The following is a 14,059-nucleotide window of genomic DNA, read 5'->3' as shown; positions in this document are numbered from 1 at the left end:
CGGCAGGGTGGCAGCAGCGCGGGACGAGAACCCCGCGTGCCATCCAGACCGGCGTAAAAAGAATTTCAGGAGAGAGATAACCATGTCCAACACCATGAGCAAGCCGGGGCTGGACCCCATCGAGCATGCCAGCGAGGATGAACTGCGCGCGCTGCAGCTTGAGCGCCTGAAGTGGTCGCTCAAGCATGCGTACGACAACGTCCCGCACTACAAGAAAGCGTTCGACGAAGCGGGTGTGCATCCCGATGACCTGAAGCAGTTGTCCGATATTTCCAAGTTTCCTTTCACGACCAAGAAGGAACTGCGCGACAACTACCCGTTCGGCATGTTCGCGGTGCCGCGCGAGCGCATTTCGCGCATCCATGCGTCCAGCGGTACCACGGGCAAGCCGACGGTGGTGGGCTACACCAAGGGCGACCTGGACAACTGGGCCAACCTGGTGGCGCGATCGATCCGAGCGGCCGGCGGCAAGCCCGGCGACACCGTGCACATCGCCTATGGCTACGGCCTCTTCACGGGCGGCCTGGGCGCGCATTACGGCGCCGAGCGCCTGGGTTGCACGGTCATCCCGATGTCGGGCGGGCAAACTGAAAAGCAGGTGCAGCTGATCAATGATTTCCGTCCGGACATCATCATGGTCACGCCCTCCTATTTCTGCAATATTCTCGAAGAACAGCGGCGCCAGGGCATTGATCCGCGTCAAAGCTCGCTGCGTATCGGCATCTTTGGCGCCGAGCCCTGGACGGGGCAGATGCGTGCCGACATCGAGGCCGAGGCCGGTATCGATGCGGTCGACATCTATGGCTTGTCGGAAGTGATGGGGCCGGGCGTGGCCAGCGAATGCGTGGAAACGAAGGACGGCCCGGTGGTCTGGGAAGACCATTTCTATGCCGAGATCATCAACCCCGACACCGGCGAGCCCGTGGCCGACGGCGAACCGGGCGAACTGGTGTTCACGTCGTTGACCAAGGAAGCGATGCCCATCATCCGCTACCGCACGCGCGACCTGACCCGTCTGTTGCCGCCCACCGCGCGCAGCATGCGCCGCATCGGCAAGATCACCGGCCGCAGCGACGACATGCTGATTGTGCGGGGCGTGAACATGTTCCCGACGCAAGTGGAAGAGCTGGTGCTGAAGATTGCGCAACTGGCGCCACACTACCAGTTGGTGCTGTCACGCACCGGCAATATGGACGAGCTTGAGATCCTGACGGAAGTGCGCGCAGAGTTCTCGGGCCTGTCGGATGCCGAGCGCAACAACCTGGGCAAGCAATTGCAGCATGCGGTGAAGACGCACATCGGCGTCAGCGCGCGCATCCAGGTGTCGGATGCGGGCCACGTGGAACGCACGCTGACGGGCAAGGCGCGTCGTGTGATCGACAAGCGTCCGAAGGTGGTCTGACAGCGACGTATGCGGCGCAACAAAAAAGCAGCCTTCGGGCTGCTTTTTTTGGTTCATCGGGCATTACCGTGCCAAGGCCCGTACGATGCGCCGGTACCAGATATGCAGCAGGATGGCGGAAAGCGCCAGGCCCACCATTGCCATCAACCACATGCTGCCGGCGCCTTCGGGCGAGCCGGGCAAGAGCACGTTGCGGATGCTGTCCAGGCCACCACGGCCCGGGCCGAAGCCGAACCACCAGCCACCCACCAGGCCCACGCCCGCCAATGCCACCACCTGCAACAGCAGGGGCACCACCGCCACCTTGTAGGCGCGCAGCAGGTACGAGTTGATGCACTGCATGGAATCGAATAAGTGAAACAGGGGCAAGACCGCCAGTAGCGTCGTGGCCACGGCCGCCACGCCAATGTCATCCGTATAGGCCGCCAGGATAAGCGGGCGGCCCACCAGCAGCACGGAGGCGGTGAGCAGTGCACCCATCAGCCCCAGCGCCAGCCCGGCCATGCCGGTGCGGTGCGCATGGGCAAGATTGCCCGCGCCGATCGCCTGCGCGGTCAGCGCGGCGGTTGCCACGCCCAGCGCCATGGGCATCATGTAGCACAGCGCGGCCAGGTTCGACATGATCTGGTGCCCGCCCGTCACATACGTGCCTTCACGCGCCACCAGCAGGGCCATGAAGGTAAAGGCCGACACTTCCACCAGGTAGGAGCCGCCCATGGGGATGCCCAGGCGCAGCAGTTCCTTCAGCGTTTTCCAGTCGGGCCTGCCGACGCGCAGATTGAAGCGCCGGTAGAAGCGGTCATGCGTGATCACCCAAAGGCCCAGGCCCAGGCTCATCCACGAAACCACCGCGGTCGCCAACCCGGCGCCAGTGGCGCCCATGGCGGGCAGGCCCAGATTGCCGTAAATGAACAGCCAGTTGAAGAATGCCTTGAAGGCGATGGCCGACAGATTGATCGCCATGACCAGCTTTGGCCGCGATACCGACGTGCCCAGTGCGTAGATGGTGCGGAACACCAACGCGGCGGGCAGCGCCAGGACCAGCGCCTGTAAATAAGACCCGATACGTTCGCGTACGCCAGGCGCCACATCCCCCGACATCGACAGCCACACGTCCGGGAACAGCATCAACACCGCGCCTACGACGGACAGGCCCAGCGCCAGCCAGACGCCTTGGCCCCAACTGCGGCCGACTTCGTCGTTGTTGCCAGCGCCGTAATGCTGGGCCAGGATCGGGATCAGCGCGTGCACCACGCCCATCAGGCCCACGAAAACAGTGATGTAGATGGATGCGGACAGGGCCATCGCGGCCAGGTCGCTGGCGCTGGAATGGCCCGTCATGGCGGTGTCCAGGACGCCGAACGAAATGCCGGCCCACTGGCTGATCAGCACTGGCCAGGCCTGCCGGGCGATGCCGCGCAGGGTGGCGCCGAATGACATCGGCGCCGTGTTTACGGGGGTCATCGGTTGGGGCCGACTCTCAGCAGGCGGAACACTTCCTGGCGGTCGGCGCGGCGGCCGCCCTGCCACAGCACGGATGCGCCATCGCTATATGCGGCGGTGTTGTCGCGCAGGCTCTGGTTGTTGGTCTGTTGCAAGATCAGCGTGCACTTCGCGTCGAAGGTGAAGCTGAGATTATTGAAGATCAGGAACGAAGCGCGTTGGCCACTGCCCAGGCTCAAGCCGCGCACGCATTCGCCAGGCCGGGTGTGTTGCGCCAGTGCCTGGGCCAGTTGGCCCGAGACGGTGCGGTAGCTGCGTGCGTAGTCCACGGCGGGTTGCCACAGCAGCACCAGCAGGATCCACGTTACGGTCAGGCCACCGGCGGACAGCACGGTGCCGCGCCACAGGGCTTGCGGCCGCACGCGCAGGCGCCACACCACCAATGCGATCCACGCCACGGTGAAGATCACCGCCAGGGTAAAAGCGCCCCACGAGATGACGGGCTCGTAGCCGGTCGTCTGGCGGGCGATATTGCGGGAAATTTGTGCGGGCCAGTTGAAGTGCAGCGCTACCCAGCCTAACCAGGCGGTCGCGGCCGTCAGCGAAAAACACATGACGGCAAACCAATCCAGCGTATTGACGACGCCGCGGCGCAGAGTCGGCAACGAAAACGCGCCCAGCACCGCGCACGGCACCGCCAGCAGCACGTATTCGGAATCGGTGGCTTCCTCCAGGCCAAACAGCACTGCTGCCGCGCAAACCAGCAGCATCAGCGGTAGCCAGATGTGCGGCGCGTAAATCCAGGCGCGCCAGCGCCACGCGGCTAACAGGGCCAGCGGCCAGGTCGGCCACAGATACCAGGGAAGATCGCGCAGGGTACGGCCCACGTCGTGCCATGAGGGCAGGGCAAAGGACGACAGGTTCCAGGTTTTCCAGTTGCGGATCCAATACTGGCTGCTTTCGCTGGCCGGGATCCACCAGGCCAGGATCAGCGCAACGGTGACCAGCGCCGCCCAAGGCAGCCAGCGCTTGCATTTCCACAATTGGCTGCGCGGGTAGAAGGCCAGCAGCGCGCCGACCATGATGGGCGCGGCGCCGACCCAGCCGCGCGTCAGGAAGCTGGCGGCCAGCGCGATACCCAGGGTAGTGGTGCCGGTGAAGGGCCGGTCGACACTGCGCGCCAACGAGTAGAAGGCCAGCGCCTGGCAGGCCATGATGGCTGGCACGACCGTGGTTTCATGCGTGCGTTGAAGAATGCCGACGGTGGCCAGCAGCAATAGCAGGGCGGCGTCGGCCAGCATGCGGCCGTAGTCGCGCGGTTCGGGCTCGCCGCCAAAGGGCAGGGCCAGTGGTTGGGCTTCGGTGCGGCGTCCCAGCAGGTAAGTGCCGTACCAGACGCTGGCGGCGGTGATGCCGAACCACAGCAGGTTGGGCAGGCGGCCGGCGGTGATGTCGCCGATGAAGGGGCCGAACAGCCAGATGCAGATGGCGCCCACCCAGGTGATCAGCGGGCCTTCTTCGGCATGGGCCAGCAGGCCTACTTGCGGCAGCAACCAGGTGATGCCGCCTTCGCGGATCGCCGTGATCATGGTGGCCAAACCAACCGCATCATCCGTTTTCCACGGGTCGCGCATGAACAGGCCGGCCACGATATAGGCCAGGGCCAAACCCAGCAGAATCAGTCTGGGGAGCTTTGCGGTCGCCACGGAGGTGAGCCGGGCGGGAGTGGAAAAAGAAAGTGGGGACACGGGCGTTAATGTAACCGAGTGATCTGGTTGCGCCAGCCCCCAACCTGTAAAAAGCCGGCTAGGGGGGAAAAAAAAGCAGCCCGAAGGCTGCCTTTTTGCTGTGACTCCCGCAGGAGCAACAGGATCAGGAAGCGGACTTGACGGTGCCAGCGGTACGGGCGAAGCGGGCGCGGAACTTTTCCACACGGCCGGTTTCGACGATACGCGTTTGAGCGCCCGTGTAGAACGGGTGCGATTCGGAGGTCACGTCGCACTTGAAGAGCGGGTACGTCTTGCCATCGATTTCAATGGTTTCGCGCGAGTGAACGGTCGAACGAGTGATGAACTTGTTGCCCGTTTGCAGGTCGGCGAAGACGACTTCGCGGTATTCGGGGTGAATGCCTTCTTTCATGGTGCTTATCCCAGGACTCGCTAAGGAGTCTTTTTCAAGTTGTAGGGTCGCCAGCCAGGACGCGTTATGCCGTTCAGTTATGCCATGAACTTATGTCATGCAAAACAGAACGCCCACGCAAGAATTCCAGCCACGTATCCAAAAAGTAACCCCAAATTCTAGCACGGGTTTTTCCGGATACGCCAGTACAACGCGGCCCAAACGCGGTGCGCTGGGCGGCTGAAAATTAGGGCCGGGCTTACAGGTCGGTGCGCAGCTTCCAGATTTCCGGGAACAGCACAACGTCCAGCATCCGGCGCAGGTAATCCACACCAGATGTGCCGCCCGTGCCGCGTTTGAATCCGATCACGCGCTCCACGGTGGTCACGTGGCGAAATCGCCACAAGCGGAAGGCGTCTTCCAGGTCGGTCAGCTTTTCGCCTAATTGATACAGGTCCCAGTAGCGGTCGGTGTCGCGGTAGACGGTCAGCCAGGCAGCTTCCACGCCTTCCGACGATACATATGGCTGCGTCCAGTCCCGTTCCAGCCGGTCGGCGGGCACCTCCACGCCATGGCGCGCCAGCAGGCGCAGCGCTTCGTCATACAGCGAGGGCGCGTCGTAGGCGCTGCGCACCTGGGCCAGCAGGTCTTCGCGGTGTGCGTGGGGCTTCAGCATGGCTGCGTTCTTGTTGCCCAGCAGGAATTCGATCTGACGGTACTGATAGCTCTGGAACCCGCTGGAACGCGCCAGATAGGGACGTAGCGCCGAATACTCGGGCGGTGTCATGGTGGCAAGCACATCCCAGGCGTGAACCAACTGCTCCATGATCTTGCTGACGCGCGCCAGCATCTTGAACGCGGGCTGTAGCCGGTCGGCCGCCACGTTGGCGATGGCCGCGCGCAGTTCGTGCAGCATCAGCTTCATCCAGAGTTCGCTGGTCTGATGCTGGATGATGAAGAGCATCTCGTTGTGTTCGGGCGACAGCGGGTGCTGCGCGCCCAGCACTTCATCCAGATGCAGGTAGTCGCCGTAGGTCATGTCGCGCGTGAAATCCAGCTGCGCTTTTTCCTGGTGGACGATGTCTTCGGGGCGGTGCGGGCAGCTCATGCTTGGCCTCCGAGGCAAGGGGGCGCGGCGCGGCGGGCCGAGGCGGGCAGCGCGCGCCAGCCAGGCGCGCGGGTGCGGGCGCAAGCAAGCGCCATGGTGTGATCAAGGGTGATGTTCATGATCGTGCGTCTTTCAAGACGGGCGGGGCCGGTTGAGGGCGCCCGCCCGAGGGCCAGCGGACCAGCCTACAGTTCGCGCAAGACGGCGCGAACCGGACTGGCATCGGCCTGGACCAGCGCCAACGGCAGGGCGATCAACTCGTAATCGCCTTCGGGCACGTCGTCAAGCACCAGATTTTCCAGTACCCGCATGTCGTGCCGCAAGATCGTGTGGTGGCTGTCCAGGGTCTTGCTGGACGCGGGGTCGATGCTGGCGGTATCCAAGCCGATCAGCATGACGCCGCGTTCGGCCAGCCATTCGATGGTTTGGGGCGCGTAAGCCGAAAAGTCGTCGGTCCACCAGTCTTGCGCCGCGTGTTTGGCGGTACGCACGAGCACGCGCGGTGGCAGGTTCAGGGCCGCGTGGGCCAGGTGGTCCGTGGTGATGAGCGGGCCGCAATCAATCGCGTGGATGACGCGACAGGGGCCCAGGAAAGGTTCCAGCGACACGGCGCCGATGGCAGCCGCGCCGTTCTGGTAGTGCAAGGGGGCATCCGCGTGCGCGCCGATGTGCGGCGACAGTGTGATCTCGCTGACATTGACCGGGCAACCGGGCGTAAGCGACCACTTCCATTGCTGGCGGTACGGCGTGTCACCGGGAAAAACGGGCGACGCCGTGGAGACGGGCGGGGAGATGTCCCACAAGCGTTTCATCAGAAGCGTTTTCGTGTCTGGGAAAAGGTCGCGCCAAGGCGGAATAGGTTAAAGCCTAAAGCAATTCTTGCCGGCAGTCTAACGAAATCCGGTGCGTGGCGTGCTGGGCAAGTCCCTGTCGGGGTACTCGCTAAACGCCACCCAATTCAGCCATGGAGATAACCGCCGCGCCGGCCACGATCAGGTGATCGACGAGTTTGACGTCCACCAGCGCCAAGGCCTGCTTCAGTTGCTGCGTGAAGCCACGGTCAGCGGCGCTGGGTTCGGCCAGGCCCGAAGGGTGGTTATGGGCGACGATCAGTGCAGCCGCGTGGTGACGCAAGGCCTCGCGCACGACCTCACGCGGGTAAACCGATGCCTGTGACAGCGTGCCGCGCGCCAGTTCGCCCGTGGCAATCACGCGCAACTGGTTGTCCAGGTAGAGGGCAATGCAGTGTTCCACGCGCCGATGACCCAGCGCGGTCAGGCAATATTGTTTCACCTGTGCCGGGTGGCGCAGGGAATGGGGCCGGGTCAGGTCTTCCTCTATGGCCCGGCGGGCCAGTTCCAGCAAGGCGGCTAGCGTGCAGGCCTTGGCGGCGCCCAGGCCGGGAACGGTCATGAGTTCTTCGGGTGTGGCCCCCAAAAGTCCGCGCAAGCCGCAAAAGCGCTCGAGCAGCCGGTTGGACAGATCCACCACATTAAGGCCGGGAATTCCGGTGCGCAGGCCCAGCGCCAACAGCTCCGCATCCTGGAGCGCACCGGCGCCGTGGCGCAACAATCGTTCACGGGGACGCTCGTGTTTGACCAGCCGGACAGACAATTTCATAAGAGGCTCTAAAATCAGGGTTTATCCAATATCCATACGGTGGCAGATCTTGAGCATCGCCTCTAACGAAGTGAACGTTTTTGTCCGTCAGGATTCCTACCTGACGCTGCATTACCGAATCACGCTTGCGTCCGGTCCTGGCAAGGACTCGGTGTTCACCAACACGTTCGACGGCCGTCCCGGCACGCTGCAAATGGGCAGCGGCCAGTGGGCGCCCGGCCTGGAAGCTGCGCTGATCGGCCATGCCGAAGGCGAAAAGTTCAGCGTCACCCTGGAGCCGGCGGACGCCTATGGCGACCGCAATCCCGAGCTGATTCAACGGGTCACGCGCGCGATGCTGGCCGAGCACGCGGGCGCCGATGCGACGTTCGAACCCGGTGACCTGGTGGAATTCACTGCGCCCAACGGCGGACGCTATTCGGGCGTGCTGAAAGAAATCAACGATGAGTCGGCGTTGTTCGACTTCAACCATCCGCTTGCGGGCGTCCGCTTGCAACTGGACGTGGCGCTGCTGGGAGTTCTCTGATGAGCAAGGCCGTTACCGCCTCCGACGCCGAAGTCGTGCTGGCCCAGCCGCGCGGCTTCTGTGCCGGCGTGGACCGCGCCATCGACATCGTCGAGCGCGCGATCGAACTGCACGGCGCCCCGATCTACGTGCGCCATGAGATCGTCCACAACCGCTATGTGGTGGAAGACCTGCGCGCCAAGGGCGCGATCTTCATCGACGAACTGGACGACGCGCCCGCTGGCGCCATCGTCGTGTTCTCGGCCCACGGTGTGTCCAAGGCGGTGCGGGCGGAGGCCGAGTCGCGCGGGCTGCAGGTGTTTGACGCCACCTGCCCGCTGGTGACCAAGGTTCATATTGAAGTGGCTCGCATGCGCGCCGCCGGCCGCGAGATCATCATGATCGGTCACAAGGGCCATCCCGAGGTCGAAGGCACGCTGGGGCAGGCGCAAGGCGGCATGTATCTGGTCGAAACCGTGGACGACGTGGCGAGCCTGCAGGTCAATGACCCTGAAAACCTGGCCTACGTCACGCAGACGACCTTGTCGGTGGATGACGCGGCGGCGGTATCGCAGGCACTGAAGGCGCGCTTTCCCAGCATTGTCGAACCCAAGAAAAGCGATATCTGCTATGCCACGCAGAACCGCCAGGATGCGGTCAAGGTGATGGCGCCCGAGTGTGACCTGGTGTTGGTCGTGGGCAGCCCGAACAGTTCGAACTCCAACCGCCTGCGCGAAGTGGCCGAGCGCAAGGGCGTGGCGTCATACCTGATTGACGGTGCGCACTCCATTGACCCGGCGTGGCTGGTCGACCGCAAGCGCATTGGTGTGACGGCCGGCGCGTCTGCGCCTGAGGTCCTGGTGCAGCAGGTGATCGACCGCGTCAAGGAATTGGGCGCGGTGTCGGTGCGCACCATGCCTGGCCTGGAAGAGAATGTGGCCTTTCCGTTGCCCAAGGGCTTGTCGCGCAAGGCCGCGCAGACGGAATCGCTGGAATAGGCAGGCGCCGCTTGTGCGCGGCGCCGGGAAAAACATCAAGGAGACTTCATGCAGTTGTACAGCTATTTCCGCAGCTCGGCTGCGTACCGCGTGCGCATCGCCCTGAATCTGAAGGGCCTGACCTACGAATATCTGCCCGTGCATCTGATGAAGGATGGCGGCCAACAGTTGTCGGACGGGTATCGCAAGCTGAATCCGACGGCGCTGGTGCCGACCCTGATCGATGGCGAGGCCGTCATCGGCCAATCGCTTGCCATCATCGAATATCTGGAAGAAACGCATCCCCAGACGCCGCTGTTGCCGTCCGATGCGATTGGCCGCGCGCGAGTGCGCGATCTGGCGCTAGGCATCGCGTGCGACACGCATCCCTTGAACAACCTGCGCGTGCTGAAGTATCTGAAGCACACGCTGGGCGTGGACGAAGCGGCCAAGACCGCCTGGTACAAACACTGGGTGCAACAAGGCCTGGAAGCCCTGGAAGCTCAGTTGGCGCGTTCCAGCGCCACGGGCCGCTTTTGCCACGGCGACACGCCGACCATCGCCGACCTGTGCCTGGTGCCGCAGGTGGCTAATGCGCAGCGTTTCGACTGCGACCTTTCAGCCATGCCGAACGTGATGCGCATCGATGCCGCCTGCCGCGAACTGCCGGCTTTTGCAGACGCCGCGCCGGGCAAGCAGCCCGACGCGGAGTAAACCCGGGAAGCGGGCAGGGGGGGCTTAGCCGATCTGCACCGGCACGAAGATCTTGTCTTCGCCGCGCTGTACCAGCAGGGCAACGGTCTTGCCCGCCTTGGACAGCGCTTCCTTCACTTGCCCGATGTTGTGCACCGGCACGCCATTGAGCGACAGCAGCACATCACCCGGTTCAATGCCCGCCTTGGCGGCCGGACCGGCAGAGCGCTCGATCAGCAAACCTTCGGTACCTGACGCCTGCTGTTCCTGCGGGCTCAGGGGGCGCAGCGCCAGGCCCAGTTGGCCGCGTTGCACTTCCTGATCGCCGGCGGACGCCTGCGTCTTGTCCTTGGGGATGCCGCCCAGCGTGGCGACGAGTTCCTTCGGGGCGCCCGCCCGCCAGATGTCCAGCTTGATCTTTTCACCGGGCGAGGCCAGGGTGATCATCGATGCCAGGTCGCCAGAGGACACGATGGTCTTGCCGTTGATCTGCCTGACCACGTCGCCGGGTTGCAGGCCGGCCTTGGCGGCGGCACTGCCTTTCTCCACGCTGGACACCAGCGCGCCCGACGGCGACTCCAGCTTGAACGAATTGGCCAGGTCCTGATTCACTTCCTGTACCGTCACGCCCAGACGCGCATGCTGCACCTTGCCGTGCTCCAGGATCTGGTCCTTGATCTTGTAGGCCACGTCGATGGGAATCGAGAACGACAGGCCCTGGAAGCCGCCGGTGCGGCTGTAGATCTGCGAATTGATGCCCACGACTTCACCCCGGTCATTGAACAGCGGGCCGCCCGAATTGCCCGGATTGACCGCTACGTCCGTCTGGATGAAGGGCACGGAGGTGTCGTCGGGCAGCGAACGGCCCTTGGCGCTGACGATGCCCGCGGTGGCGGTGTTTTCCAGGCCATACGGCGAGCCGATGGCCAGCACCCATTCACCCACCTGCAATTGGTTGACGTCCCCCACCTTGACCACCGGCAGGTTCTTGGCGTCGATCTTGATCACGGCCACGTCGGTCTGCGGGTCGGCGCCCAGTACTTTCGCCTTGTATTCGCGGCGGTCGGTCAGCTTGACGGTGACTTCCTTGGCGTCCTGCACGACGTGCGCGTTGGTCAGGATGATGCCGTCATTGCTGATGATGAAGCCCGAGCCTTCGCCGCGCATCGGTACTTCACGCGACGGCATGCCGCCGCGCGCGCCCGGAATCTGGCCGAAGAACTGGGCAAAGGGATCATCTTCATCGGCCGACACCTTGCGGGTGCCGCTGACGCTGATGTTGACGACGGCCGGCCCAAAGTCGCGGGTGATCTGCGCAAAGTTGGGGGGGCTGGAGGTGTTGATGGATTGCGGGGCGGCGATCGCGGTCGGCGCGTTGGCCGCCATCGACACGCCGCCCATCACGGCGGTTGCGCCAGCGCCGCCAATGGCGCCAGCGGCCAGCAGCGCCAGCATCAGGCGCGAGGGTTTCAGTTGCGAGGTCTTCATGTCGGCTCCTGCGTTCATGTTTGAGGACATGGCGCTATCTTCGGGCCTGACACTTAGGGGAATCTTAAAACGGCCTGATCAACGCGAAAGCGGAAGTTCCACGCGGGCGCGCAAACCCTGGCCGCCCGGCGCGTCCTCAAGAAGAATCTGGGCGCCGTGCTGATCGGCAATGGCGCGCGCGATCGACAGCCCCAGCCCGCTGCCGTGCTGCGTATTGCCCTCGGCGCGATAGAAGCGGTCGAATACGCGTTCGCGTTCGGCGGGCGGAATGCCGGGGCCTTCGTCGTCGATCAGGACAAGCACTTTGTCTGGCAACGCCTCCAGGCGGAGCCGGATGCGTCCGCCAGCGGGCGAGTGCTTGATGGCGTTGTCCAGCAGATTGCGGGCCAGCAAGACCAGCGCGTCGTGATGGCCCTGCACGCGAGCATCGGGCGCGCCTTCCAGGTCGATGGCGATCGACTTTGCATTGGCCTGCACCAGCATTTCCGACACGGCCTGGCGCAGTACATCGGCCAAGTCCACGGGACCGGCTGGCGTCCGTTCCGCGGCGCTTTCGTGGCGGGCCATGGACAGCAGTTGCTCGACCAGCCGGGTGGCGCGGTCAATGCCGGCTGCCAGGCGTTGTTCGGCAACCTGGCGCGTGTCCGGGTCGCCCGCGCGTTGCAACGCCTGCAATTGCAGCCGCAGCGCCGCCAAGGGCGAGCGCAGCTCGTGGGCCGCGTCGCCCACAAACTGTTTCTGCTGGGCGAAAGCGCCGCGCATGCGCTCCAGCAGCAGGTTCAATTCCAAAATCAGCGGGCGGATTTCATCGGGCAGCCCTTGCACATTGACGGGCGACAGGTCTTCGGGCTGGCGCGCCGCCACCTGCGCACGCGCGCGCTTGACCGGCCGCAAGGACCAACTGACCACGCACCAGACGATAAGCATCAACAACGGCGCTGCTGCCGCAATGGGGGCGATGGTGCGCAGCGCGAGTTCACGCGCCATGTGTTTGCGCACGGCCATGTCCTGCGCCACCTGGATTACCTGGAAGGGGGTCGCCAGCGAATACACGCGATAGGTGGTGCCTTCCATCCGCGCATCGGAAAAGCCCAGCACGATCTGGTCGGGCAGGGGGCGGCGAGAGCGGGAATTGAAGACGCGCAAGCCGTCCGGGGTCCAGATCTGGATGATCAGGTCGTCGGCCATGGGTGTGGCGGCACCCCGGCTATGGGTGGGGCCGGTGCTGAGCAGGCCGTCGCCCGTGCCCAGTGACAGCGCGGTGCGCTGCAGCAGCGAATCAAAGATATCGTCGGCCTGAGCCAGCGTGCTGCGATAGGCGATTACGCCCTGCGCCAGCGCGCCGAACACAATGGCGGCCAGCAGAAAAAAAAGCAGGCGGGCGCGTAGTGAACCGCTAAGCCTGATGCTCATGTTTTAGGAATGACATAGCCGACGCCTCTGACGTTCTGAATCAAGTCCGAGCCTAGTTTCTTGCGCAGGCCATGAATATAAACCTCAACCGCGTTGCTGCTGACGCTGTCTTTCCAGCTGTAGAGTTTTTCTTCCAGTTGCGCGCGTGAAAAGATCATGCCGGGGCGCGAGATCAGGGGTTCCAGCACGGCCCACTCGCGGGCCGTCAGCGCCACGGGTGTGCCGTCCACCATCGCGGCGTGTGCCTGTGGGTCGATCGTGATGCCGTCATGTTCGAACACGGGTTCAGCGCGGCCGGCGCTGCGGCGGATCAGGGCGCGCATGCGCGCCAGCAACTCATCCACGTCATAGGGTTTGACGATGTAGTCATCGGCACCCGCGTCCAGCCCCGCAATGCGGTCGCTGACGGCGTCGCGGGCGGTGGCGATCAGCACTGGAGTGCGGTCCTTGCGCGTGCGCAGGTCGCGCAGCAAGGCCAGGCCGTCGCGCTTGGGCAGACCCAGGTCCAGCAGGATCAGATCATAGGTGTCGGTGCGCAGCGCCAATTCGGCGGCGTTGCCGTCCCGGACCCAATCAACGGCGTAGTGTTCCGCGCGCAGGCAATCCAGCACACTTTCACCGATCATGAGGTCGTCTTCGACAAGGAGGATGCGCATGGTGGTCTTCGCTTTGCTGAATGAAATCCAGCAAGTTGGATGCGCGGCGGGCGGGGGGAGTTCCCAAGCGGGCCAGTGAGCAAGAAATGTTCTGGCGCGGAAATGAAAAAAGCAGCCCGAGAGGGCTGCTTTTAGAATTTGGTGCCGGCAATAGGAGTCGAACCTACGACCTTCGCATTACGAATGCGCTGCTCTACCAACTGAGCTATGCCGGCAAGACCATTTGCTTCAATTCATGCGTGCCGAAATCAGGATTTCACCGACGCTCAAACTTCAAGCAAAACATCTTTGTTCTTCCCAGTTTTTCGCCCTGTTTATGGGGCCTGATCTGGAAAGACCGAAATCATATCAGAGTTTTTTGGCTATGGGAAACAACTGGCCAAAAAAGAAGAAAAAAAATCGCAGTTTGCATGCGCTAAAAATTTAGGTCATAATTACGTTCTTGGCAGATCCCCGATAGCTCAGTCGGTAGAGCGACGGACTGTTAATCCGCAGGTCGCTGGTTCGAGCCCAGCTCGGGGAGCCAAAAAAATTCAAGATCAATAAGCTGCAGCTGAAAAAGATGCTAACGCCTAGGGATCCAAAGCCGAACAAAAGGGCCACTCGCGAAAGCGGGTGGCCCTTTTTGTCGCTCTG

The 14,059-nt window shown here is 63.5% G+C and carries 13 protein-coding genes and 2 tRNA genes; 5 read left to right on the top strand and 10 right to left on the bottom strand.

From position 1 onward, the window contains the following. Positions 1–82 precede the first annotated feature (82 nt). Positions 83–1,402: a phenylacetate--CoA ligase PaaK gene (paaK, locus tag WBR68_RS04585; protein ID WP_050447898.1), complete on the top strand. Its 1,320-nt coding sequence runs from the start codon at positions 83–85 to the stop codon at positions 1,400–1,402. Positions 1,403–1,465: 63 nt separating this feature from the next. Here the strand turns inward: paaK and WBR68_RS04580 are convergent, their stop codons facing one another. The 6 genes from WBR68_RS04580 to radC all read right to left on the bottom strand — a co-directional run bounded on the left by WBR68_RS04580 (position 1,466) and on the right by radC (position 7,691). Further along, positions 1,466–2,866, bottom strand: a complete 1,401-nt coding sequence (locus tag WBR68_RS04580) for an MATE family efflux transporter (RefSeq protein WP_230693617.1) — start codon at positions 2,864–2,866, stop codon at positions 1,466–1,468. Continuing rightward, positions 2,863–4,593 (bottom strand): ArnT family glycosyltransferase, encoded by a 1,731-nt coding sequence (locus WBR68_RS04575; protein WP_050447900.1) that lies wholly within the window; start codon positions 4,591–4,593, stop codon positions 2,863–2,865. The genes WBR68_RS04580 and WBR68_RS04575 overlap by 4 nt, the downstream gene beginning before the upstream one ends. Before the next feature lie 124 nt (positions 4,594–4,717). After that, complete coding sequence (locus tag WBR68_RS04570) at positions 4,718–4,984, bottom strand: type B 50S ribosomal protein L31 (RefSeq protein ID WP_050447901.1); 267 nt, start codon at positions 4,982–4,984, stop codon at positions 4,718–4,720. A gap of 238 nt (positions 4,985–5,222) precedes the next feature. Further along, a complete protein-coding gene (gene kynA, locus WBR68_RS04565) occupies positions 5,223–6,071 on the bottom strand; it encodes a tryptophan 2,3-dioxygenase (RefSeq protein WP_050447902.1) in 849 nt (282 codons plus the stop codon). 185 nt (positions 6,072–6,256) lie between these two features. Then, on the bottom strand, positions 6,257–6,883 hold the full coding sequence (kynB, locus tag WBR68_RS04560) for an arylformamidase (RefSeq protein WP_006218257.1): 627 nt from the start codon (positions 6,881–6,883) through the stop codon (positions 6,257–6,259). 130 nt (positions 6,884–7,013) lie between these two features. Next, complete coding sequence (gene radC, locus WBR68_RS04555; protein ID WP_050447903.1) at positions 7,014–7,691, bottom strand: RadC family protein; 678 nt, start codon at positions 7,689–7,691, stop codon at positions 7,014–7,016. A gap of 49 nt (positions 7,692–7,740) precedes the next feature. On the opposite strand from radC, the gene WBR68_RS04550 reads away from it, so the two are divergent. The 3 genes from WBR68_RS04550 to maiA are packed head-to-tail and all read left to right on the top strand — an operon-like array spanning position 7,741 to position 9,887. Further along, a complete protein-coding gene (locus tag WBR68_RS04550; RefSeq protein ID WP_083447433.1) occupies positions 7,741–8,217 on the top strand; it encodes an FKBP-type peptidyl-prolyl cis-trans isomerase in 477 nt (158 codons plus the stop codon). Beyond that, positions 8,217–9,194 carry a 4-hydroxy-3-methylbut-2-enyl diphosphate reductase gene (ispH, locus tag WBR68_RS04545; RefSeq protein WP_230693616.1) on the top strand — a complete coding sequence of 326 codons (978 nt, stop codon included), beginning with the start codon at positions 8,217–8,219 and terminating at the stop codon, positions 9,192–9,194. The genes WBR68_RS04550 and ispH overlap by 1 nt, the downstream gene beginning before the upstream one ends. A gap of 48 nt (positions 9,195–9,242) precedes the next feature. Then, a complete protein-coding gene (gene maiA / locus WBR68_RS04540; protein WP_230693615.1) occupies positions 9,243–9,887 on the top strand; it encodes a maleylacetoacetate isomerase in 645 nt (214 codons plus the stop codon). 24 nt (positions 9,888–9,911) lie between these two features. Here maiA and WBR68_RS04535 read toward each other — a convergent pair whose 3' ends face one another. The 4 genes from WBR68_RS04535 to WBR68_RS04520 form a co-directional block, all read right to left on the bottom strand. After that, complete coding sequence (locus WBR68_RS04535; RefSeq protein WP_230693614.1) at positions 9,912–11,354, bottom strand: DegQ family serine endoprotease; 1,443 nt, start codon at positions 11,352–11,354, stop codon at positions 9,912–9,914. A gap of 78 nt (positions 11,355–11,432) precedes the next feature. Then, positions 11,433–12,767 (bottom strand): ATP-binding protein, encoded by a 1,335-nt coding sequence (locus tag WBR68_RS04530; RefSeq protein WP_230693613.1) that lies wholly within the window; start codon positions 12,765–12,767, stop codon positions 11,433–11,435. Then, positions 12,764–13,423, bottom strand: a complete 660-nt coding sequence (locus WBR68_RS04525) for a response regulator (RefSeq protein WP_050447910.1) — start codon at positions 13,421–13,423, stop codon at positions 12,764–12,766. Before WBR68_RS04525 ends, WBR68_RS04530 begins: the two co-directional genes overlap by 4 nt. Positions 13,424–13,562: 139 nt before the next feature. Continuing rightward, positions 13,563–13,638, bottom strand: a tRNA-Thr gene (locus WBR68_RS04520). 235 nt (positions 13,639–13,873) lie between these two features. Between WBR68_RS04520 and WBR68_RS04515 the strand changes: the two genes are divergently transcribed. Then, a tRNA-Asn gene (locus tag WBR68_RS04515) sits at positions 13,874–13,949 on the top strand. Positions 13,950–14,059: the final 110 nt, after the last annotated feature.

Source organism: Achromobacter sp. JD-1 (assembly GCF_038594925.1).
Taxonomy (GTDB): domain Bacteria; phylum Pseudomonadota; class Gammaproteobacteria; order Burkholderiales; family Burkholderiaceae_B; genus Achromobacter; species Achromobacter spanius_C.
This window is presented reverse-complemented; position numbering and strand designations above follow the sequence as displayed.